Here is a 23,112-nt window from a genome sequence, read left to right as displayed (position 1 = left end):
TACAAAGAACGGTCAAACTGTGCAGGCTTGCTGCTAAGTTCGGTATATCTACTGTCATTACCTCATTATGCCCATTAAAAATGGGTGGACTCTCGCAATGACTCATTAAATCAGAACGGAGGGGAGTTTGGGCGCGGCTTTGCCGCGCCCAAACTCCCTATGCACTATTCAAATTACGTCATTGCGATCCGCCAGCCAGCGGAGAAGCAATCTTTTCTTCCTACTTTTCCTTCCAAATATAATAAAAAATGACTAAATTATAGTCGAAAAATTGACGAAAATATCGACATCTTGAATCGAAATATTGTACATATTGATCTGGACACCTTTTTTGTGTCGTGCGAAAGGCTGATGAACCGCGAGTTGATTGGTAAACCGGTGTTGGTCGGAGGTACCAGTGGACGGGGAGTAGTGGCGGCCTGCAGTTACGAAGCGCGGCAATATGGCGTACATTCGGCCATGCCCATGCAAATGGCCCGCCGGCTTTGTCCCGAGGCTATTGTGGTAAAAGGAAACAGCTCCATTTACAGCAAATTCTCCGATGAGATAACGGATATTATTAAAGAGGAAGCACCGCTTTACGAAAAATCATCCATCGACGAGTTTTATATTGATGTAAGCGGAATGGACAAATTTTACGGCTGCTACAAATGGGCGCAGGAGTTGCGTCAGCGCATTATCGATCAGACGCATTTGCCTATTTCTTTTGGGTTATCGACCAATAAAACGGTATCGAAAGTGGCTACAGGCGAGATAAAACCCAATGGTTATCAGCAAATTGAATACGGGCATGAAAAAGAGTTTCTGGCACCGCTGCCGGTAAAAAAAATCCCGATGGTGGGCGACCAGACTTACAAAATGCTGCTGAGCATGGGAATCCGTTATGTGAAAACCATCCAGGAGATGCCTATCGAGCTGATGGACAAAGTGATGGGGAAGAACGGCATTGTGCTGTGGAAAAAGGCACAGGGAATCGATAATTCGTTGGTGGAGCCTTATCACGAGCGGAAATCCATTTCCTCGTCGCTGACTTTTGAGAAAGATACTATTGATGTGCAGGCGCTGAAAAACCTGCTGCTGGCCATGGCTGAGAAACTGGCTTTTTACCTGCGCAACGGAAATAAACTAACGTCGTGTGTTACGGTAACCGTGCGTTACTCCGATTTCGATACCCGCACCCGCCAAAAGCGCATTCCCTACACCTCGCTCGATCATACGCTAATTCAGACTACGATGGAGCTTTTCGATCAGTTGTACACGCGCCGGGTTTTGGTGCGGCTGGTGGGTGTGCGTTTTAGTCATTTGGTGGGCGGAAGTTACCAGATGAAACTGTTTGAAGACGATACCAAACTGATAAATCTGTACCAGCGCATGGATAAGATCCGGAATCGTTATGGGCAAAATGCCGTGCAACGGGCCTCAACACTGGGAACCCGCGGAATCGGACAGATGGCAAATCCGTTTAACGGCCAGCCACCGGTAATTCCGGCACACCGGAGGATGTGAATTAAGTGATGATGATTAACGATTTAAGAATAATGAAGGAAAAAATGATCAGTGAGTAGTCGCAGTGTTCAGAACCAATGGCTAGTGACCAGTGACTGGAAACTGATTTAGGCATTCTCGCATTAAAGCATTTACGCATTGTTTATGTTACTAAACAGCCATACCTATTACAGCTACAAATTCGGCACACTTTCCATCGACGAGTTGATTGATGAAGCGATTGGAAAAGGCTACAATTCGCTGGTGTTGACCGATATCAACAATACTTCAGCCACCATTGATTTTATCCGCCGCTGCGAAGGAAAAGATCTGCGTCCGGTTGTGGGCATCGATTTCAGAAATGGCGCACAGCAGCAATATATCGGCATTGCCCAAAATAACAGTGGTTTTCAGAAGCTGAACGAGCACCTTACAATGCATTTGCACGAAGAAGCTGATTTTGCAGAACGGGCTCCGGAAATGGAGGACGTGTATTTTATTTACCCGGTTGGGAAAGTACCTCCAAAACTGTTGCACGAGAATGAATTTATCGGTGTAAAACCAACGCAGATAAGTAAAATATTTGGCGACTTGCGAAACCACCGGGAAAAACTGGTTGTGTTGCAGTCGGTCACTTTTCGCAATAAACGCGATTTTAATATCCACCGGCTTTTGCGTACGATGGACAACAATACGTTGTTGAGTCGCCTGCCTAAAAGCGAAGAAGCCAGTCCGGATGAGATTATGTTTCCGCAGGAAAAAATCAGGGAGGTATTTCGCGATTTTCCGGATATTATTGAAAATACACAGCGTCTGATTAACAGTTGCACCATTCATTTTACCTTTAAAAAAGCCAAAAACAAAAAATGTTTTACCAACTCACCCGAAGAAGATTTTGAATTGCTTACAAAACTAGCGAACAAAGGATTGAAATATCGATTTGGCAGTCCTTCGGAGGCTGTGGTTGCAAGAATGGAGAAAGAGTTGCAGGTGATCCGGCAGATGGATTTTGCCTCGTATTTTCTTATTAACTGGGACCTGGTGGAGTACGCCCGCCGCGAAGGTTGTTACTATGTAGGGCGGGGAAGTGGCGCCAACAGTATGGTGGCCTATCTGCTGCGGATTACCGATGTCGATCCCATTGAACTGGACCTGTATTTCGAGCGCTTTATCAATCCATCGCGGCAAAGTCCGCCCGATTTTGACATTGATTTTGCCTCGCGCGACCGCGATCATATTACCCGCTATATTTTCGACCGGCACGGCTGGAATCACACCGCACTGGTGGGAACCTACATCACTTTCCAGTACAAATCAGTAGTTCGCGAGCTGGGAAAAGTGTTTGGTTTGCCTACGCACGAAATTGAAAAACTGCAAAAGGTAAAAGATTTCAGCAGTCTTGATGATATTGGGAAACTGGTATTGCAGTACAGTAAACTGATTCACGGTTTTCCGAGCCATTTGAGTGTGCACTCCAGCGGTATTCTTATTTCCGAGGAGCCGATTAGTGCGTACTCGGCAACGATTATGCCGCCAAAAGGTTTTCCAACCGTTCATTTTAGTATGCTCGAAGCCGAAGACATTGGTTTTGCTAAGTTCGATATTTTGGGGCAGCGTGGTTTGAGTAAAATTCAGGATGCCATTCAGCTGGTGCAGGAGAATGCCGGTGCCGAAATCGATATTCACGACCTGAAAACGTTTAAGGAAGACCCGCAGATAAAAGAGCTGCTGAAGCATGGAAATACCATCGGTTGTTTTTATGTGGAATCGCCGGCCATGCGCATGTTGCTAACCAAACTGGAGGCCGACGATTACCTGCGTTTGGTGGCGGCCAGTTCCATTATTCGCCCGGGTGTGGCACAAAGTGGAATGATGCGCGAGTACATTTTGCGTTACCGCGACCGCAGTCGTTGTGTGGCGGCTAAAGCCGAAGCACCGGCACTTTATAATTTACTGAAAGAAACCTATGGCGTGATGGTGTACCAGGAGGATGTAATAAAAGTGGCTCACCTTTTTGCAGGTCTCACGCTGGCCGAGGCGGATATTTTGCGCCGCGGCATGTCGTGGAAATTCAAACAGCGCAACGAATTTGGAAAGATCAAAGATAAATTTTTCTCCAATTGTGCCGAACGTGGTTATGCCCACGATTTGGTAAAACGTGTGTGGGAGCAGATCGAGAGTTTTGCCAATTACGCCTTTTCCAAGGGGCACTCGGCGTCGTATGCGGTGGAGAGTTTCCAGGCGCTGTTTATAAAGGCGTACTATCCGTTGGAATATATTGTGGCAACCATCAATAACGGCGGCGGTTTTTACCGCACCGAATTGTATGTGCATGAGGCGCGCATGCACGGGGCAACCATTTTTCCGCCCTGTGTTAACCGCAGCGAAAAACAAACCGTGATTGACGGAAAAGTTATTCATCTTGGCCTGGGATTTTTAAAAAGCCTCGAAACAAATACCATAAATACTGTTTTGAAAGAACGTTACCGTGGTGGTTACTACCAAAATTTACAGGATTTTCTGGAGCGCGTGCCCATTTCGCTGGAGCAGTTGAGTATTTTGATCCGGATTGGCGCCTTTAATTTTACCCGGAAATCAAAAAAGGAACTGTTGTGGAATGCGCATTTTATTCTGTCGAAATCGAAAAAGACTGCACCCGAACGAACTTTGTTTAAACAGGAAGTGAAGGAGTTTAAAATCCCGGAATTGTATTATCATCCGCTGGAAAATGCCTACGACGAAATTGAGTTGCTGGGATTTCCGGTTACCTGTTCACCTTTCCATTTGCTGGAAAATATGCCCTTGCCGCCAACCACTGCCGCCGATCTGCCTTTTCTGATCAACCAGAATGTAGCTATTGTGGGAAGTCTGGTGCATGTAAAGCGCACCCGCACCAACGATGGCAAAATTATGAGTTTTGGCGTGTTCATCGATTTAAAAGGGCACTGGATCGACACGGTTCAGTTTCCGGAGATTGCCGCGCGTTACCCTTTTTCGGGTGGTGGGTGCTACCTGATAAAAGGGAAAGTGGTGGAAGAATTTGGTTTCCTCAGTATCGAAGCCGCCGAAATCTACCGCCTGCCCAACGAGAATATGGAAGAACCATCGACACGGTTAAAGGCACCGGACAAAAGTAAGTTGCTAAGATCGAATGTTGCTGAGGATGCGAAATTGTTAAATTGATAAATTGTATTGTGTCTCAATAGTTTTGCGCCATGCTTTAGCTTGGCGACAATAAATAGAAGAACAAAATGGCTTTAGCCTTTAATTCAAAGTTAAAGGCTAAAGCCATTTATTATCACATCAACTAATCACCGCACTAAAGTACGGTGCAAAAAAAACTTTAATATCTCTTTGTGGCTTAGTGCCTTGGTGTTTAAAATAAACCACCAAGCCAAAAACCACTAATACTTTTACACATATCTTTTCCAATTCAAATTTCTTCTAACTACATTTGAATGGGAGATGAAATCTGCGAGAAACAATATGGAAAACCTGAAAATAACCATTATACAACCCGATATCATTTGGGAAAATGCTAAGGCAAACCTGGAAAAATATTCAGGAATGCTGGAAAACATCAAACAAACTGATGTAATCATTCTCCCCGAAATGTTTACCACCGGCTTTTCGATGCAGCCTGAAAAGTTAAAAGAGACAATGGATGGTGCATCGGTAAAATGGATGCAACAAATTGCTTCGGATAAAAATGCAGCACTTATTGGAAGCCTGATTATTGAAGAAGCAGGAAAGATATACAACCGTGCGATTTGGGTATTTCCTGAAGGTAAAATTGAAACGTACGATAAACGCCATTTATACAGCATGGGGCAGGAGCATTTGCATTATGCTTCCGGAAAGGACAAATTAATTGTTGAATACAAAGGTTGGAAATTCTGTCCACAAATTTGTTACGACCTCCGTTTCCCGGTGTTTGCGCGAAACCTCGAGGATTACGACGTTGTATTTTATATGGCCAATTGGCCTTCGGCACGGCATCATGTCTGGAAAAACCTTCTTATTTCCCGAGCCATTGAAAATCAGGCCTATTGTTTTGGCGTTAACCGCGTTGGCACGGATGGCATCGGTTTAAATTATTTGGGCGATTCAGGCTGCATTTCACCCAAAGGTTTTCCCGAATTTATGGGCGACTCTGAAAGCATTCAAACCTATAATATCTCTTATTCCGAATTACACAATTTCAGACAAAAATTCCCCCTGCTCAACGATCGCGATACTTTCTCAATTTTGTAAGATTCTCTTTTTACCCTCAATCTCATATTCTTTAAACTAAAATTATAGTTGTTTTAATGGTAAGTATATTAGCTGGTTATGATCTTGTAAATACAAATAACTAAATATTTAGTTTGAAAACTAATTTATTAGTTATACTTTTGCACACATAACGGATAACTGAATGACAGCCATAAGCAAATGTTGTTTTACTGCTAGTGAACGGTAATTTTTAAGTAATAACAAAATTTGATAATTATGGAATTGAAAAAAACACAAAAGGCAGACCTGGAGGGAAAAAGAAATACTTTTTTCTTAGTTGGTTTAGTAGTCGCACTCGGAACAATGCTAGCAGCATTTGAATGGACAAGCTCACCAAAGAAAGCAGATTCTCTGGGAATGATTCAGTCGCTTGAAATAGAGGAAGAAATTATTCCGATTACACGGGAACCGGAAGTAAAACCACCGCCGCCACCGCCACCACCTAAAGTAATAGAGGTGCTTAATATTGTTGACGACGATATTGAAATTGAAGATGAACTCATAATTGAGGACACCGAAGCTGATGACGAAACAATTATAGAGGTGCAGCCAATTGTTGAAAATATGGAAGAAGAAGAAGCGGCCGTTGATGAAATATTTGTGATTGTGGAGGAGTCTCCTGAATTTCCGGGAGGCACGAGGGCTTTGTACCAATACATCAATTCACATGTTCGTTATCCGGTAATTGCACAGGAAAACGGAATACAGGGAAAAGTATATGTAAAGTTTGTAGTTGATGAGCAAGGCAATGTAAATAATGCAGAAGTGTTACGTCCGGTAGATGCATCGCTGGATAAAGAAGCGCTGCGTGTGATAAACAGTCTGCCTCGTTTTAAACCAGGTAAACAGCGCGGAAAACCGGTTAAGGTGTATTACAATGCACAAATTACATTTAGGCTGGAGTAAGCAATTTAAATTTAACCATTAATAAAAAGAATTATGAAGAACTTTGTTTTGATTATTTTGGGTTTATTTCTGACAATCAATGTGTTTGCGCAGGATGATAAGGAAAACGTATTTGTGATTGTTGAAGATATGCCTGTATATCCGGGAGGAGAGGAGGCTCTTCGCAATGACATTGCAGCGTTGGTAAAATACCCGGTTGCTGCTAAAGAGAATGGAATTCATGGAAAAATTTACATTACTTTCGTTGTAAACGAAGAAGGTAAAATTGAAGATGCAAAAATAGCTCGAGGCGTTGATCCATCCCTGGATAAAGAGGCATTGCGCGTTATGAATGCACTGGATAAAACCTGGAAACCCGGCAAGCAAAAAGGTGTTGCTGTAAAGGTAAGTTATACCGTGCCCATTAACTTTGCCCTTGACAGAGAAGCCGCAAAAGAGGAAAAAACATCACACGGAGAAGGTGTTAACCAAGTATTTTTTATTGTTGAAGATATGCCCGAATTTCCGGGTGGAGACGAAGCTTTGCGCGAATATATTGCCAACTCAGTTACCTATCCTGATGTTGCAAAAAAAGATAAGATACAGGGCAAAGTGTATGTTACCTTTGTTGTGGAAAAGGATGGTTCAGTAGGTGAAACAAAAATAGCGAGAGGCGTAGATCCATCGTTGGATAAAGAAGCACTTCGTGTAATAAAAAATTTGCCCCTGTGGAAACCGGGAAAACAACGTGGTGAACCTGTTCGTGTTCAGTACACGGTTCCAATAAATTTTGCCTTAAACTAATCGCGTATATTTCAACTGTACCTAAAATGATAGTTTATTAACTAAATTTTTAGGTACAGTTTTTGTAGTTTAGCAGAAATCAAAAATAAACGAACAAAATGAAGGAACTTACCAAGGCCGAAGAACAGGTAATGCAGTTGCTCTGGAAACTGGAAAAAGCATTTGTTAAAGACATTATAGAAGAAATGCCTGAACCGAAACCCGCGTATAATACGGTTTCTACAATTGTGCGCATTTTGGAAAAGAAAGGTTTTGTGGGGCACAACGCCTACGGTAAAACTCATGAGTATTTTCCTCTCATTTCGCGAAAAGAATATACCCGTTCGTTTATGAAGAATTTTATGCGAAATTATTTTAGCGGATCGTTCCAAGAAATGGTTTCGTTTTTTGCCAAGGAAGACAACATGAGTTTATCGGAACTGGATGAACTGATGGAGGATGTGAAACGCGATATAGAAAACGAAAACCGGAACACCGATGAATAATTTGGTAAATTTTATTATCGAATCGGGAATAAGCTTGTCGCTACTGGCGCTTATTTACGTGCTGTTTTTACGGAAAGAAACATTTTTCCGTTTAAACCGGCTTTTCCTGCTTTTTTCCATTTTGTTTTCTGTACTTCTACCATTTTTGCATTTCCGGGTTTACGCACCACAATCAAATATGCTGGCCGAAGTTACCGTAACACCGTATCGGAATGTTTTAGAGGCGGTTACCATTTACGGACAAGATCTGTCCGGCGCAATGGTACAATCTATCAGTTCAAGCAAAATTATCATTCTTATCTATTTATTGGGATTGATATTTTTTCTAGGCAGAACAATTTTTCGGATCATTCAGATTTTACTGATCATCTCCAAAAATGAGATTCAATACATTGATAATTATCGTTTTGTGATGGTTGATAAAAAAATCAGCCCATTTTCGTTTTTGGGTTATATTTTTATCAATCCAAACAGGAGAAAAGAAGCCGGTTACGAAAAAATGGTGACCCACGAAATGGAACACATCAAACAGGGACACACATTTGATGTACTAATTCTTGAAATTCTTACTGTTTTTCAGTGGTTTAATCCGTTTATGTGGATGCTAAAACGTGCCATCCGCGAAAATCACGAATACCTGGCCGACCATGCGGTTCTTAACTCCGGAATAAGTTCGGCTCAGTATAAACAATTGCTTTTAAGTCAGGCAGTTGGTGTGCAGCTGGATATTGCCAATAATTTCAATTCATCGCTGATAAAAAAACGGATTCAAATGATTTCAAAAATCCGTTCATCAAAATTGGCCAATCTGAAATATATTTTGGGATTTGTTTCGCTGCTGGCATTGGTTGTAATTTTTGCCTGCGAACAAAAAGAAGCCGTTCAGGTAAAAAAAGTAGAGGATAGTAACGATCGAAAAATCATCATCCGGTTGGCTGATGAGGGTATGAAACTGGAGGGTAAACAGGATGATTTGGAATTTTTACATGCCCTGCTAAACGACAAGAATAAATACGAATTTAATACCGATAGTACCGGCGCTGTTTTTCTGGTAAAAAGTAAAGAGCAAGAGCCGCGCCAGCTGGAGGAAAATGACCAGATATTTTTTATCGTTGAAGAAATGCCTGAATTTCCGGGAGGCGATTTGGCCTTGCGTAAATACATTGCCAGCTCGATCAAATATCCTGATATTGCTATTAAAAATGGAGTGCAGGGTAAAGTTTACGTAAGTTTTGTGGTAACAACCGAGGGCACAATTGCCAATGCAAAAATAGCGCGGGGAGTTGATCCATCGATAGATAAAGAGGCATTACGTGTGGTTAATTCCTTACCCAAATGGAAGCCCGGATATCAGCGCGGGGAGCCGGTTAATGTGAGTTATACCGTGCCAATCAATTTTGTTCTTCAGTAAATTTATACAGAAAAATACCTCTTCAACCGATAATACTAATGAATAAAAGAATATGCGATTAAATCTTTTAACCCTATTAATCATCATGTTGTGTGCTGTTGGCACCACAATGGCACAGCGCAAAATCGATCTGCTTATAATTGAAAAGAGCTACGATAAAGCTTTGCAAGAGATCGAAAAGGAGCTGGCTGCAAATCCTTCGGCTGAATTGTTTTATAAAAAAGGATTGGTTTATAAAAACCTGCAGGATTACCAACAAGCACTAGAGGCTTTTTTGAACGGACTTCAGCACGATGCCAACAATATTACAATGCTGGAAGAAACGGCCGAATGTTTTTCAATTTTGGGCAACAACCGCGATGCTGTTGCATTTTACGAGAAAGCGCTGCAGGTTGAGCCGAATAACCTGGCTTTGGCCGGAAAGCTCGGACGCGTTCACATTAATATGGATGACTATAAAACAGCGTTCAACGTTTTCTCCGGAATTTATGAAAAGGATTCGAGTAACGTTTACTGGAACAAACAGTTGGCGTATTGTTCGTACCGTGTTTTTCAACGCGAAAAGGCACGCGATCTGTACGAAAAAGTGCTTGAGGCGAATCCCCGCGATCATGGAACTTACATAAATCTGATACACTGTTATAACTGGAAAAAGGAGGCCAACGAAATAATGGCTACCATCGATTCAGGCCTGGTACAGTTTCCGGCTGATAAAGACTTGCTGTTTGAAAAGGCGATGTTCTTTTATAAAACAAAACGTTACGGGCCGGCAATGTTACAGTTCGAGAAATACCTGGAGCAGGAAAAACAACCGGCTTTTGAAACATTGATGAATTACGGTATTTGCACTTACTTTGCCGAGCAGGAAGCGAAGGCACTGGATATTTTTGGCGACTTAAAATTGCTCAATCCGAACGATCCGCTGGTAATGTACTACCAAAGTTTGTGTAATCGCAAACTGAAAAATTACGACGATGCCATTGAGCTGATGACTTTTGCAATTGAGGCAACAGTACCCGATTATGTGTCGGAAATGTATCATCACCTGGGTCAAATGTATGGTCAGCAACGACAGTTTAAAGAATCGATTGATGCATTGAAAAAAGCTTACGAACTGAATCCCGGGAAAACAGAAGTGCTTTTTGAAATTGCAACCACTTACGAAGAATATAACTCGAATAAAACGCTGGCAATGAACTATTATCGGATTTATTTGACTGAATCGGGTGAAGGTGCGAAAAATGCCATTTATGCATTGGAGCGGATTGAAAAATTAAAAGAGGATCTGTTTTTTGATGAATAATTTGGTGAAACCCAATTAATTTTCACCTGTTTTTTCGCGTACCAGATTGGCCAACTGAACCCGGCTTTTTACGCCGGTTTTGGTGAAGATCCGGTGGTTATGGTCTTTTACCGTTTGTAAGGTGATAAACAATTTATCGGCAATTGCTTTGTTCGATTTTCCGCTGCAAATTTCCTGAATGATCTCTGCTTCACGTTTCGATATTTCGTAAAAGCTGCAAAACGACTGAAAATCCATGTTCCCATTTTCGGGCGTGGTTTGATTGTTCAGGCGAATAATTGCCGGAAGAACCAGGTTGCTGGCAAACAAAACAACCAGGGCTATACAAGTAGAAATATATCCGAACCGGTTGAAAAAGAACATCACGCAGGAATAAAGTAAGGTGGCTGCAAAAACAATCAGTACCTGATTTTTGTCGAGTCCGCTTTCCTTTAACAAACCTGCGTCTTTTGTTTTTCTGAAAAACGGTAACAGGAAAAACAAATGCACCACCAGATTTAATACTACTAAAATCCGTACTACAAAAAGATCTGCATTTTCAGGCACATAGATATATTCTTTCTGAATGAGAAAAACCAGGGCAAAAGCCAACACTACAAAAGTAGGAAAGAAGGTAAAGATGAAGGTTTTTGTTAGCCGGCGTCCGTTGCAATTATTGGCAAATTTTAAAAGCATAAACCAGCTAACCACCATAAACGGTATTCCAATAATGGGTATAAAAACGGCCAACTTGGCACTTAGAGCCTCGCCAATATTTAAATCGGCAATAACCATCCGGAGGCTTATATTTCCCCATACTCCATAAAAAAGAAAGGAAAAAAGAAATATTTGCTGATACAGCAAAGTAGTGAAAATTGGCTTTTTGTTTTGCTGGTATTGCTGGTAAGCGAGCATTATTCCTAAAGCCGAAATTCCGGCAGAAACAATAAATGTAACGATGTATGCTAAAATTTTTATCCACATAAAAACTACTTAAGTAGTGCAACGCAATTTTACGCACTTTGCGCTTGTGGCGCTAACTACGAAAGTAGTGAAAAACCTAAATCCAACTTTAGTAGGAAGGATTTTTTTGAGATATGCAGTAGATTTGAATAACAATTACAAAAAACAATGTTCAGGCATCGGAAGGTGCCACTTAGAAAACAGAAAACATTAAAAACAAAAACATTAAAAACAAAAACAATGGAAAGCTTAAAGTATTTTAATTTGAGACCATCGGCAGGTGGAAGTTTTAGTTACGCCTGGAGAAAAATATTTGAAAAATCATTCCCGACACTTCTGGTGGCCGTAATAATTGTTGGGCTACTTAATGGCCCCGGCTATGGTTTTAAAGGCGAATGGAATGGAGGTGACTTTAATAACATTGGTTTATTTCTTTTTCCGATAGCTTTATTCGCACTGGCATATGGTTTCTTGTTTGTGCCTGTAATTAAATACGGCGAAAAGCGGCTTTTTTTAGCTGCCATAAGAGACGAAGAAACGGATCTGAAAGTAATGTTCGAAGGTTTTAAAACGCAGTACCTAAATATTGTTTTAGCCAATTTAATTGTAGCAGCATTGGTAACCGTAGGAATTTTTATGCTGATAATACCCGGTATTATTGTGGCATGCCGCCTGGCTTTTGTTCCTTACCTGGTTATGGACAAAGAACTGGATGCCATAAAAGCTATTGAAAAAAGCTGGCAAATGACACGCGGTTACGGTTGGACCATTTTCGGAATGGCCATCTTATCCTTCTTTATTTATATTGCAGGCTTAATCGTGTGTTTTGTGGGAGTCATTTTTTCACTAATTTGGGTTCATGCAGCATTTGCAACACTTTATGCTTCGGTTGACGGAGAAAAGGAAGATGACAATCCAATCCCAATTTTAGGAGTTAACGAAGTAGAAGAATAAAAAACAAAACATGTTCAAGCTTAGGGCCCGGATTTTTCCGGGCTTTTTGTTTTTATATAGTTTCGTTTGTGTATTTTGGCATTTCATTTCCACTAAAAAAATGAAGAAACTACTTTTATTATTTCTTGTATTTGCAACTTATGTCGCACAAGCTCAGTATTTCGATACAGGGCAGGATCCGGCATCGCTGAAATGGCGGCAAATTAATACCACAAATTTTCAATTGATTTATCCCGATTATTATGAAAATCAGGCGCAGGTTCTGGCTCAGAAACTGGAAATGGTTTACGATTTCGGGAGTTATTCGTTAAAATACAAGCCGGGTAAAATATCGGTAATTCTTCATACGCAAACGGTACAATCGAACGGTTTGGTGGCTTATGCTCCCAAACGGTCGGAATTTTATACCACACCACATCAGGGAATTTATCCGCAAGATTGGTTAGAACAGCTGGCTTTACACGAATTCCGACATGTGGTGCAAATCGATAAATTAAACGCCGAATTACCCAAAATCATTGAAGCCGTATTGGGAGAACAGGGAACTGCGTTAGTGTTCGGAGCTTATCTTCCGTGGTGGTTTATTGAAGGCGATGCCGTTGTAACTGAAACGGCATTAGGCAACTACGGGCGCGGACGATTCCCTTCATTTCTGATGGAACATCAGGCGCAGGTTGTCGATAACAAAACTTTTTCGTACGATAAAGCTTACCTCGGATCATTTAAAGATTACGTACCCAATCACTATCAACTGGGTTATTATCTGGTAGCTAAGTCAAGAGAACGATACGGAAGTGAAATCTGGGAAAAGGCAATAAAAAGAGTAGGAACGAAACCTTTTTCGATAACGCCTTTTGATAAAGCGCTAAAATTGGAAACCGGTTTAGGAAAGGTGCAACTTTACGAATCGATATTCGACAGCCTGGCAACGGAGTGGAAAAATACCGATGCTCAATTTGTAGAACCTTCGTTAACACAACTCTCGCAAAAAAATAAAACCTACACCAATTATTTATACAAACACTGGCTTAACATTGATGAGTTGATTGCCTACAAAACGGGCCTGGATGTGATTCCCTCTTTTGTCAGGATTAACACGAAAACAGGAGATGAAGAACGCCTGATAATTCCGGGTTCTATTTTTGAAGAATCGGTAAATTTTGAAGGAGAATGGATCGTTTGGGCCGAAAAAATACCCGATGTTCGCTGGTCGCACAGCGGACTTTCACAAATTAGAATCTTAAACGCGAATACAAAAAAAATGTACTCTGTTTCGCCTGAATTTAAAGCATTTGCCCCGGTTCTCTCACCCAATTTAAAAGAAGTTGCAGTTGTTGAAACCGATTTTTCCAGTAAAAATTATTTAACGGTTTATGATATCTCAAGCGGAAAAATGAAATACCGCTTCCAGACTGACAATAACAATTATTTCTTTTCTCCGGTTTGGTTAAACCCGCACGAATTAATTTATGTGCTATTGGATGAGAACGGAAAACATATTGCGAAAGTCGATCTGCGAAATAATGAGCAGACTTTACTTCCGGGAACCGAACTGGGAAAGATTAAACAATTAAAGGTTGCAGGAAACAACTTGTATTTTATTAGCAGTTACTCGGGCAAAAATGCACTTTATGTGTACGATTTATTCAGTTCTGAAATTGAACAAGTATACGAACCTCGTTTTGACGTTGCTTATCCGGCCATTAACCCAAAAGGAACAATTGCATTGAGCGATTACACCGGAGATGGTTTTCGTATTATCGAATTTAAACCGAAAAAAACAATGGCGTTAAATGAGGTAATTCGCGGCAGCTGGCCACTTGCAAACTCCATGCAACAACAAGAACCTGGTGTTGTCGACTTTACGCGCGTTGATACTACAGAAGTGTTTGTGTCGCAAACCTATAACAAAGCAAAGCATCTTTTTAATTTTCACAGTTGGGCGCCTGTTTTTGTCGATCCCGACGATTATGAGTTTTTGCCCGGCGTAAGTTTGATGTCGCAAAATAAGTTAGGTACAGCATTTACCACCTTGGGGTATAAATGGGACACCAGCGAAAAAACAGGTCATTTTTATGGAAAGTACACCTACAAAGGTTGGTTCCCTGTTTTCGATTTCGAAGTAACGGGGGGTAAACGCGCATCGCAATATTGGTTAATTCGTGAGTACCAAAATCAGGAAGGCCAGGTGGTTAAAAGAGATACCACGCTCCAGGATTATAAATGGAATGAGACAACTTTTAATGCCAATATGCGTATTCCTTTAAATTTGTCGCAAGGAGCATTTTCACGCCTTTTGCAACCTGAAGTGGAATACCAGTTGGCACATTACGGTAAGGAACAGTCAACCCCGGATGAGTTTAACTCAGGTAATTATCAATCGTTATCGTACCGTTTGTACTACTACCAGTTGCTACGCAAAAGCCACCAGGATATTTACCCAAATTTTGGATTGGCCTTGGAAGGGAATTTCCGACACTCGCCCTGGCAATCAAACGAAATGGGGCAATTAGCAGCAGCGGCAGCTACCGTGTATCTACCCGGCCTATTGAAAAATCATGGCATTCGTTTATATGGAGGTTTGCAGGATAAAAGCTCCGGAAACCTTTTTGGATTCTCTGATGCGATCCGCTTTCCACGAGGATGGACAAAAATAGAAACCGAACAATTGCAATCCTTATCGCTAAATTATGCGCTGCCACTTATTAATCCCGATTTAAGTATTGGCGGAATTACCTACGTGCGTAGAATCAGTGCAACCTTATTTGCTGATTACGCAAACTTGCAAGGAGGTTACCATGGCGGTGATGCACCTACAAAATTTAATGTCGATATATCATCGTATGGTGTCGAGTTGTTAGGCGATGTAAATTTCTTCCGATTTTATGCTCCGGTAAAAATAGGAGTCAGAGCATCGTATCTTAAGGAACTGGAAGATGTTGGTTTTGATTTTTTACTGTCTGTTGATTTTAATTCGTTATAGACAAATTCAAAAAGTAACATCTCAACGAAAAACAAGCATTTTCCATTACTGAGTTGAAAATTGTGCTGATTTATCGCTGTTTTTTCTATTTCATTGTATTTGGCAACTGAGTTGTTTTAGTGTTAACTAATTAAATTCATGCAGTTTGACCAGGGTAATTGCTCTGTTTAAGCTTCTGAGAATACGCCATTTTTTCGTTTACGTCTAATTATGCGTAAATATTTAGCGCATTTTTAGCTAAAGCACAAAATGAAAAGAACCGGAGCTTTTTCAGATAATAGGAATAGAAATTTTGTCAGGCAGTAGATTTCGACATTCCTTATCGATGTTCGATTCCATTAGTGTCCACTATAAGTAATTTAAATTACTTGCAATAGTCGGAATGAAAGGCGACCCGGGAGACTGGATGGTGGTGTGGATAATTTTATAAAACCATAATTTGCTGTTATTGGCAGCGTAATGCAAAGAAGCGAAAGAATCTTTTTCATTAGCCTATTTGTAGTGCACACTTGTGATTCGGACTGATAAATTTTATTGTAATGTTCAGTATTCAAGTACACTCTTGTAAAATTCACAAGTAGTTATTTAAAAGCAGATAGAGATGTAAAATAATTGCAAAATAAGACGAATACATTTGTGTCACACTGGCAAATCTAAATAGATTACATATGTGTCATCTATGAAAATTGAATCAAAGAGTTAAGTTCATCTTTTTAAATTACTATTGCAGCTTATTTGTATATATGTAACAAATGAAGAGGAGAGTGTTTAAATAAATAAAGCCCTATTTTACAAAGTGGAATATTTACGCTGAAAATCAATATGTATAAATATACAAAGCATGTAAATTAATTTATCTATCTTTATTTTAGGATATTACATGTTTTACATGAAGTAATATACAGAATCAATACACTATATCAGCTATTTCGCATCAGCTATTTAAATAAAACACAGTTATAGCGCTCAATTCTAATGTATTACCAAGTACTTCTTAAGTGATTTATCGCCTTGTGAATACCTATTTGAAGTTTGTTATGTATTTACATTTAATTAAAAGGTGTTGTTAAATTCGAAAATAATATTTACATTTGTTTTTGAAGCATACACGAAGTCTGTTGGACGCATGACAAATGTATCTTTGCAACACACTTTTAAAAATGAAAGACCGAATTAAAAATTTTATCGATGCAAAAGGAATCTCAGCCGGCGAACTGGCTGCCGTTCTGGATGTGCAACGATCTAATATCTCACATATTCTTAATGGTAGAAATAAACCAGGTGCTTCCTTTATTGAGAAGTTACTTCTGGAATTCCCTGACTTAAACGCTCGCTGGCTACTTACAGGCGAGGGCGATATGTTTAGCGGAAAAGTATCAGTTGATGATAATCGGCAACAAATACTGCCAATAGCTGAGGAAACTATTAAACAGCAACCATTGACTGAAAAGCCAGCTAAGAAAAACATTGTACCAATAGTACCAGAGGAGAATAGTGAAAAATCGATGACTACATCAAATAGCGATATAGATAAAATGATTATTGTATATCGTGATGGTACGTTTAATATATATAACCAACGCTAAGAAATTGTATAGAAATGTATATCGTCAATAGAACATACCATTATATAGTATCACTTATTTATAATGGAGTTTTGCCAAACCGTGGTTAAATCGGAAGAAATAAACCGGGTGCGGGCGATTAAAAATACAAAAACATTTGTTTGTAATATGTTGTAGAGAATTGTAATCGTTATTACTAAAAGGTATTTGGCCTCCAAACGGTGGTTAAACCAGAGTAACAAAGAGGACTGTAACAATACGGTCCTCTTTTGTTTATGTGTAAATCCCTCAAGTTTACTTTTGTAATACATATTTGTAACTTGTCTGATTTGCAATCATCTAAACACAGGGAGCACAAAAGTAAATATTTTTACAAAAATAATCTGCAAAATGTTTGCATATGTGAATTAATGTTTTCATATTTGTAACAACAAAAGTAAACAACAATACGACAGGATGATTAAAACCATATAGATTCAATTTACAAACCCAATTTAAGTTGATAAATCCAGAAGTCGCTTGGCCACTATATTTAGTGGCCATTTCTGGTTTTCAGGAGTATGTTTTTTAAAAATTGAATTTAATTGTAAAAAAACTAAAATTCTGTTTTGTAACCACGAAATTTATAGATACATTTGTACACATATTAACAAAGACCCTTATTTTTTACCTAATTTAAATATTACATAGAAGACCGTTATTCAACGGTCTTTTCTTTTTGTGTCAATTCGTAGCAGTTAATTCAACAATTATTCTATTATCTTTGCGGCAAAATCAGAATACATGCCAAAAAAGTTTGTTAAAGAATTCAACGTAATTGAAAATAGTGCGCTAAACGCTACAAACTTTCTTATCAAAGTGCAATCGGATACCGAATTTCCGGTGATAAAGCCAGGACAATTTGTAAATATTGAGGTTAAGGAAGCGCAAGAAATCTTTCTTCGGCGCCCTTTTTCAATATTTGAGGTCGATTACGAGAATAATGTAATCTCGATGATCGTAAAAATACTGGGGCGGGGATCGCGAAAACTTACTGAGGTAAAAGTAGGAAGTAAACTCAGCATGGTTTACCCACTGGGAAAAACCTTTACCTATCCTTCATCTGACGATAAAATTTTGTTGATTGGCGGAGGCAGCGGCGTTGCACCAATGCTTTTCTTAGCCAAAGAATCGGGTTTGCCGGTTGAAAATGTTGACATTTTACTGGGAGCACGATCAAAAGAAGACCATATAAATGTAGATAGTTACAAAAAATATGCGAATTTACATTATGCTTCAGAAGATGGTTCGCTTGGTGAAAAGGGATTTGTTACGCAGCATTCTGTATTTACCAATAACTTAAATTCATACACTAAAATATATGCCTGTGGCCCGGATGGAATGATGCGCGCCATTGCAAAAGAAGCAAAAGCTGCCAATGTATTTTGCGAAGTATCGCTCGAAAACCTTATGGCCTGCGGTTTTGGTGTGTGTTTGTGCTGCATTGAGCCAACAACAAAGGGAAACCTGTGTGTGTGTACTGATGGTCCGGTGTTTAACATTAATGATTTGAAATGGTAGATTTAAAAGTAAAATTACACGATATAGAATTTAAAAATCCGGTAACACTGGCATCGGGAACCTGCGGTTTTGCGCGCGAAACCGCGGAATTCTTCGAACCCGGCCTGTTGGGAGGTTATTTTCTGAAAGGCACAACACTTAAAAACCGCGATGGTAATAACTACCCGCGAATGGCCGAAACCCCGTCGGGCATGTTAAACGCTGTGGGTTTACAAAATAAAGGCATCGATTACTTTATTGAAAACATTTACCCTGAGATTGTTGACTATGATACACAATTGATTATAAATGTAAACGGATCTACTGTTGAAGATTATATTGCATTAACTGAAAAGGTTAATGAACTGGATAAAATAAACGCCATTGAACTGAATATCTCGTGCCCTAACGTTAAAGAAGGCGGAATGGCCTTTGGTGTTAGTTGTCCGGGAGCAGAAATGGTTACCCGCGAAGTGCGCAGGGTTTACGATAAAACAATGATCGTGAAATTGTCGCCAAATGTTACCAACATTACTGAAATTGCCAAGGCTGTAGAAGGACAGGGGGCTGATGCAGTATCGTTGGTAAATACCTTTTTGGGAATGGCCATTGATGCCGAAAAAAGAGAACCACTTTTATCTACAATAACCGGCGGATTATCCGGTCCGGCAATAAAACCCATTGCATTACGTATGGTTTGGCAGGTTGCTAACGCTGTTAAAATTCCGGTTGTTGGAATTGGCGGAATAATGACTGCTGCCGACGCCATTGAGTTTATGTTGGCAGGAGCTTCAGTAGTGCAGGTTGGTACAGCCATATTTAAAGACCCGATGATTCCGGTGAAGATTGTTGAAGGCATTGAAGATTATCTGAAACGCCATAATATGCAGTCGGCCAGTGAATTAATTGGCGCTTTACAAGTGTAATGTACATTTATTTCCATGTACTTCTGTATATCACTTTTGTCATTCGATAAAATCTATCTGAGATAAATACTATTTAGTACGATTTTTCCCGATTTTCGCCTTTAAAATACTTTTAACTCTATTTTTGCACAAAATTAAAATTGCAATCTGAACATTTCAATTTTAGTTCTGTTGTATTAAGTGCAAATAGCAAAACAAAGATTTAAAGTATTTATTATGGCAAGTTTTAATATCGTTATGCCTAAACTGGGCGAAAGTATCCAGGAAGGCACCATTACAAAATGGTTCGTTAAAGAGGGAGACACTATTGAAGAGGATGATATGCTTTTCGAAGTTGCTACTGACAAAGTAGATTCAGAGATCCCGTCGCCGGTTGATGGCGTAATCACAAAAATTAATTATCCGGAAGATAGTCTGGTTGCAGTTGGAGAAGTTCTGGCTGTGGTAAGTCTCGATGGAGAGGTTGAAGAAACTGCTACAACCAGCGATGCACCTGCGAAAGCAGAAACAGCCGAAGCTTCGGTTGATAACAGTAGAAAACTTTCAAACCGTTTCTATTCGCCTTTGGTAAAAACCATTGCTCAAGAAGAAGATGTTTCGTTTGACGAGCTGGAAAGCATTGAAGGATCGGGCGTTGGAGGCCGCGTTCAGAAGAAGGACATTATGGCCTATCTGGAAAACAGAGACAGTTCTGCCGCTCAGCCTGAAGCTAAAAAAGAAAGTAAACCTGCAGCACCAGCAGCACCTGTTGCAGAAAAGAAAGCAGCACCTCCGGTTTCAGTGGGAGCAGGCGATACCGTTGTTGAAATGGATCGCATCAGAAAACTGATCGCTGACCACATGGTGATGTCGAAACAAGTGTCGCCACACGTAACTTCTGTTGTAGAGGCCGATGTTACGGAACTGGTATTGTGGAGAAACAAAAACAAAGACGCTTTCCAGAAAAAATATGGCGACAAAATTACGTTCATGCCAATTTTCACAGAAGCAGTTGCAGCTGCATTGGCCGAATTTCCAATGGTGAACTCATCGGTTAGCGGTGAAAAAATCGTAATGAAAAAAGATATAAACGTTGGAATTGCAGTTGCCAAGCCCGATGGAAACCTGATTGTTCCTGTAATTAAAAATGCAGAACAGCGCAACCTGGTTGGTTTAACAAAAGAACTGAACCGATTGGCTGATGCGGCACGTAACAATAAACTCGATCCGTCCGATATTCAGGGTGGAACATTTACTATTACCAATTTCGGATCGTTTGGAAATATTATTGGAACACCAATTATCAACCAACCGCAAGTTGCAATTCTGGCAACAGGAATTATTGAGAAAAAACCAGCCGTTTTGGAAACACCAAGCGGCGATGTAATTGCAATCCGTCACAAAATGTACCTGTCGTTATCATACGACCACCGTATTATTGATGGTGCACTTGGAGGCGCTTTCCTGCGTCGCATTGCTGATCATCTGGAACAATTTGATACAAACCGCGCAATATAATTTATTATGAAGGATTTAAAAGTACCAAAGCAATATACAATTAAGAAAACTCCGAAGGAGACGCTGGAAAATTGGTACCGGTTAATGAAAATTGGCCGTGCACTCGACGAAAAAGCACCCAATTATCTGAAACAGGCCATTGGTTGGTCGTACCACGCTCCTTATGCCGGACACGATGGAATTCAGCTGGCTATCGGACAGAATTTTGAGCAAAAGAAAGACCATTTATATATGTATTATCGCGATATGCTGACTGCTCTTGCGGGCGGAATGACATCGGAAGAAATTATATTAAACGGTATTTCTAAAGCTACCGATCCATCAAGCGGTGGTCGCCACATGTCGAATCACCTGGCAAAACCCGAGTGGAACATGCACAGTGTGTCGTCGGCAACCGGAAACCACACCTTGCATGCCGTTGGAACCGCCCGTGCCATTAAATATTATGGCGAGAAAGCGGTTTCTATCAGTAGCCAAGGCGAATCATCGGTTAGTGAAGGTTACGTTTACGAAGCGATTACCGGTGCCGATAAAGAAGAATTGCCTGTAATTTTTGTGGTTCAGGATAATGGTTATGGTATTTCGGTACCTAAAAAAGACCAGACTGCGCAACGAAAAGTGGCCAATAACTTTTCCGGGTATAAAAACCTGCGTATTATCCACTGTAACGGTAAAGATGTTTTCGATTCGATGAACGCCATGGCCGAAGCCAAACGTTATGCCATAGAGGAAAGCAAACCCGTATTACTGCAGGCCAACTGCGTGCGCATGGGGTCGCACTCCAACTCCGACGACCATTTGCTTTATCGTTCAGATTCGGAAAGAAACTACGTGGTAGAATACGATCCGCTGGCAAAATACAGAAGGTTGTTATTGCGTTACGAGCGATTTGCTGAAGAAGAGCTGAATAAAATTGACGAAGAAGTAAAATTAGAAATAAAAGCTTCGCATAAAGCGGCGATGGCTGCACCGGATCCCGATCCTGCATCGATTTACGATCATGTATTTTCTGATCCGTTTGTTTCGGAGAAATACCCTGAAGGATTGCATAACGAAGAAGGCGAGAAGACGAAGTTTATTACAGCACTTAACGAGACTTTAAAGGCTGAATTCCGTCATAATCCGGATACTTTTATCTGGGGGCAAGACATGGCCAACAAAGATAAAGGTGGTATTTTCAACGTATCAAAAGGCATGCAGGCCGAGTTTGGCGAGAAGCGCGTATTCAACGGCCCTATTGCTGAAGATTTCATACTTGGAACAGCAAACGGAATGTCGCGATACGATAAAAAAATCCGTGTTGTAGTTGAAGGTGCTGAGTTTGCCGACTATTTCTGGCCGGCAATGGAACAGTACGTTGATACCAGTCACGACCTGTGGCGATCGAACGGTAAATTTTCGCCAAATGTAACCATTCGCCTGGCATCAGGTGGTTATATCGGTGGTGGAATGTACCACTCGCAAAACATTGAAGGTTCGCTGGCAGCCATTCCGGGAGTACGTATTGTTTATCCGTCGTTTGCCGATGATGCAGCCGGATTGTTGCGTACATCGATGCGTTCAGAAGGATTAACCATGTTTATGGAGCCAAAAGCACTTTACCAGGATCCAAAAGCTGCAACTGTAGTGCCTGACGATTTTGAGGTGCCTTTCGGAAAAGCACGAGTTCGCCGTGAGGGTAGCGATTTAACCATTATTACTTACGGAAACACAACGCACTTAAGCCTTGACGCTGCTAAAAAACTGGCAGAGGAAGGAATTGCTGATGTTGAAGTTGTCGATCTGCGTTCACTTATTCCGCTGGATGAAGAAACCATTTTAAATTCGATTAAGAAAACCAACAAAGTGTTGGTTGTTCACGAAGATAAAGTGTTTGGAGGCTTTGGTGGCGAGTTAAGCGCACTCATCAACGAAAAAGGTTTTGAATACCTCGATGCACCAATTAAACGTGTAGGTTCGCCATTTACGCCGGTTGGTTTCAACCGTATTCTTGAACAGGCGATCTTACCAAATAAAGAGCGTATTTACACAGCAGCAAAAGAATTAATTGAATACTAA

16 protein-coding genes are annotated in these 23,112 nt (G+C 40.5%); 15 read left to right on the top strand and 1 reads right to left on the bottom strand.

Annotated elements, in window-relative coordinates; genetic code table 11:
* The first annotated feature begins 291 nt into the window (after positions 1-291).
* The 8 genes from dinB (at position 292) to BMW53_RS10460 (ending at position 10,648) form a co-directional block, all read left to right on the top strand.
* A complete protein-coding gene (gene dinB / locus BMW53_RS10495) occupies positions 292-1,506 on the top strand; it encodes a DNA polymerase IV (RefSeq protein WP_038561938.1) in 1,215 nt (404 codons plus the stop codon).
* Positions 1,507-1,650: 144 nt separating this feature from the next.
* The gene (locus BMW53_RS10490; protein ID WP_038561941.1) at positions 1,651-4,668 is read left to right on the top strand and encodes a DNA polymerase III subunit alpha; all 3,018 of its coding nucleotides are present in this window, start codon (positions 1,651-1,653) and stop codon (positions 4,666-4,668) included.
* A gap of 282 nt (positions 4,669-4,950) precedes the next feature.
* The gene (locus BMW53_RS10485) at positions 4,951-5,739 is read left to right on the top strand and encodes an amidohydrolase (RefSeq protein ID WP_217642933.1); all 789 of its coding nucleotides are present in this window, start codon (positions 4,951-4,953) and stop codon (positions 5,737-5,739) included.
* Positions 5,740-5,976: 237 nt separating this feature from the next.
* Positions 5,977-6,666 carry an energy transducer TonB gene (locus BMW53_RS10480; protein WP_038561946.1) on the top strand — a complete coding sequence of 230 codons (690 nt, stop codon included), beginning with the start codon at positions 5,977-5,979 and terminating at the stop codon, positions 6,664-6,666.
* 33 nt (positions 6,667-6,699) lie between these two features.
* A complete protein-coding gene (locus tag BMW53_RS21310; RefSeq protein WP_051568018.1) occupies positions 6,700-7,449 on the top strand; it encodes an energy transducer TonB in 750 nt (249 codons plus the stop codon).
* Between the two features lie 98 nt (positions 7,450-7,547).
* Positions 7,548-7,934 (top strand): BlaI/MecI/CopY family transcriptional regulator, encoded by a 387-nt coding sequence (locus tag BMW53_RS10470; protein ID WP_038561948.1) that lies wholly within the window; start codon positions 7,548-7,550, stop codon positions 7,932-7,934.
* Positions 7,927-9,345, top strand: coding sequence for a M56 family metallopeptidase (locus BMW53_RS10465; protein WP_081804900.1), 1,419 nt, complete (start codon positions 7,927-7,929; stop codon positions 9,343-9,345). Before BMW53_RS10470 ends, BMW53_RS10465 begins: the two co-directional genes overlap by 8 nt.
* 52 nt (positions 9,346-9,397) lie before the next feature.
* Positions 9,398-10,648 carry a tetratricopeptide repeat protein gene (locus BMW53_RS10460; RefSeq protein ID WP_081804901.1) on the top strand — a complete coding sequence of 417 codons (1,251 nt, stop codon included), beginning with the start codon at positions 9,398-9,400 and terminating at the stop codon, positions 10,646-10,648.
* Between the two features lie 15 nt (positions 10,649-10,663).
* Here the strand turns inward: BMW53_RS10460 and BMW53_RS10455 are convergent, their stop codons facing one another.
* A complete protein-coding gene (locus BMW53_RS10455) occupies positions 10,664-11,611 on the bottom strand; it encodes a response regulator transcription factor (RefSeq protein WP_051568019.1) in 948 nt (315 codons plus the stop codon).
* Positions 11,612-11,830: 219 nt separating this feature from the next.
* On the opposite strand from BMW53_RS10455, the gene BMW53_RS10450 reads away from it, so the two are divergent.
* The 7 genes from BMW53_RS10450 to BMW53_RS10420 all read left to right on the top strand — a co-directional run bounded on the left by BMW53_RS10450 (position 11,831) and on the right by BMW53_RS10420 (position 23,112).
* A complete protein-coding gene (locus BMW53_RS10450) occupies positions 11,831-12,544 on the top strand; it encodes a hypothetical protein (RefSeq protein WP_074780626.1) in 714 nt (237 codons plus the stop codon).
* Between the two features lie 100 nt (positions 12,545-12,644).
* Entirely contained in the window at positions 12,645-15,527 is a 2,883-nt protein-coding gene (locus BMW53_RS10445) for a TolB-like translocation protein (protein ID WP_038561953.1), read from the top strand.
* Positions 15,528-16,687: 1,160 nt separating this feature from the next.
* Entirely contained in the window at positions 16,688-17,113 is a 426-nt protein-coding gene (locus tag BMW53_RS10440) for a helix-turn-helix domain-containing protein (protein ID WP_051568021.1), read from the top strand.
* Positions 17,114-17,875: 762 nt separating this feature from the next.
* Positions 17,876-18,652 carry a dihydroorotate dehydrogenase electron transfer subunit gene (locus tag BMW53_RS10435; protein ID WP_038561955.1) on the top strand — a complete coding sequence of 259 codons (777 nt, stop codon included), beginning with the start codon at positions 17,876-17,878 and terminating at the stop codon, positions 18,650-18,652.
* Entirely contained in the window at positions 18,646-19,557 is a 912-nt protein-coding gene (locus tag BMW53_RS10430; protein ID WP_038561957.1) for a dihydroorotate dehydrogenase, read from the top strand. The genes BMW53_RS10435 and BMW53_RS10430 overlap by 7 nt, the downstream gene beginning before the upstream one ends.
* A gap of 216 nt (positions 19,558-19,773) precedes the next feature.
* Positions 19,774-21,054: a dihydrolipoamide acetyltransferase family protein gene (locus BMW53_RS10425; protein ID WP_038561959.1), complete on the top strand. Its 1,281-nt coding sequence runs from the start codon at positions 19,774-19,776 to the stop codon at positions 21,052-21,054.
* A gap of 6 nt (positions 21,055-21,060) precedes the next feature.
* Positions 21,061-23,112 (top strand): alpha-ketoacid dehydrogenase subunit alpha/beta, encoded by a 2,052-nt coding sequence (locus tag BMW53_RS10420; protein WP_038561962.1) that lies wholly within the window; start codon positions 21,061-21,063, stop codon positions 23,110-23,112.

It is taken from the genome of Draconibacterium orientale (assembly GCF_900111425.1).
In the GTDB taxonomy this organism is placed as follows: domain Bacteria; phylum Bacteroidota; class Bacteroidia; order Bacteroidales; family Prolixibacteraceae; genus Draconibacterium; species Draconibacterium orientale.
Note: the sequence above shows the minus strand (reverse complement) of the source record. Positions and strands in the feature narration are given on the sequence as shown.

What these genes read in the sequence shown, in the direction of transcription:
- BMW53_RS10460 (WP_081804901.1), top strand. Translation starts at nt 9,398, where the DNA reads ATGCGATTAAATCTTTTAACCCTATTAATCATCATGTTGTGTGCTGTT.
- BMW53_RS10425 (WP_038561959.1), top strand. Translation starts at nt 19,774, where the DNA reads ATGGCAAGTTTTAATATCGTTATGCCTAAACTGGGCGAAAGTATCCAG.
- BMW53_RS10470 (WP_038561948.1), top strand. Translation starts at nt 7,548, where the DNA reads ATGAAGGAACTTACCAAGGCCGAAGAACAGGTAATGCAGTTGCTCTGG.
- BMW53_RS10465 (WP_081804900.1), top strand. Translation starts at nt 7,927, where the DNA reads ATGAATAATTTGGTAAATTTTATTATCGAATCGGGAATAAGCTTGTCG.
- BMW53_RS21310 (WP_051568018.1), top strand. Translation starts at nt 6,700, where the DNA reads ATGAAGAACTTTGTTTTGATTATTTTGGGTTTATTTCTGACAATCAAT.
- BMW53_RS10420 (WP_038561962.1), top strand. Translation starts at nt 21,061, where the DNA reads ATGAAGGATTTAAAAGTACCAAAGCAATATACAATTAAGAAAACTCCG.
- BMW53_RS10445 (WP_038561953.1), top strand. Translation starts at nt 12,645, where the DNA reads ATGAAGAAACTACTTTTATTATTTCTTGTATTTGCAACTTATGTCGCA.
- BMW53_RS10455 (WP_051568019.1), bottom strand. Translation starts at nt 11,611, where the DNA reads ATGTGGATAAAAATTTTAGCATACATCGTTACATTTATTGTTTCTGCC.
- BMW53_RS10485 (WP_217642933.1), top strand. Translation starts at nt 4,951, where the DNA reads ATGAAATCTGCGAGAAACAATATGGAAAACCTGAAAATAACCATTATA.
- BMW53_RS10435 (WP_038561955.1), top strand. Translation starts at nt 17,876, where the DNA reads ATGCCAAAAAAGTTTGTTAAAGAATTCAACGTAATTGAAAATAGTGCG.
- BMW53_RS10490 (WP_038561941.1), top strand. Translation starts at nt 1,651, where the DNA reads ATGTTACTAAACAGCCATACCTATTACAGCTACAAATTCGGCACACTT.
- BMW53_RS10480 (WP_038561946.1), top strand. Translation starts at nt 5,977, where the DNA reads ATGGAATTGAAAAAAACACAAAAGGCAGACCTGGAGGGAAAAAGAAAT.
- BMW53_RS10430 (WP_038561957.1), top strand. Translation starts at nt 18,646, where the DNA reads ATGGTAGATTTAAAAGTAAAATTACACGATATAGAATTTAAAAATCCG.
- BMW53_RS10440 (WP_051568021.1), top strand. Translation starts at nt 16,688, where the DNA reads ATGAAAGACCGAATTAAAAATTTTATCGATGCAAAAGGAATCTCAGCC.
- BMW53_RS10450 (WP_074780626.1), top strand. Translation starts at nt 11,831, where the DNA reads ATGGAAAGCTTAAAGTATTTTAATTTGAGACCATCGGCAGGTGGAAGT.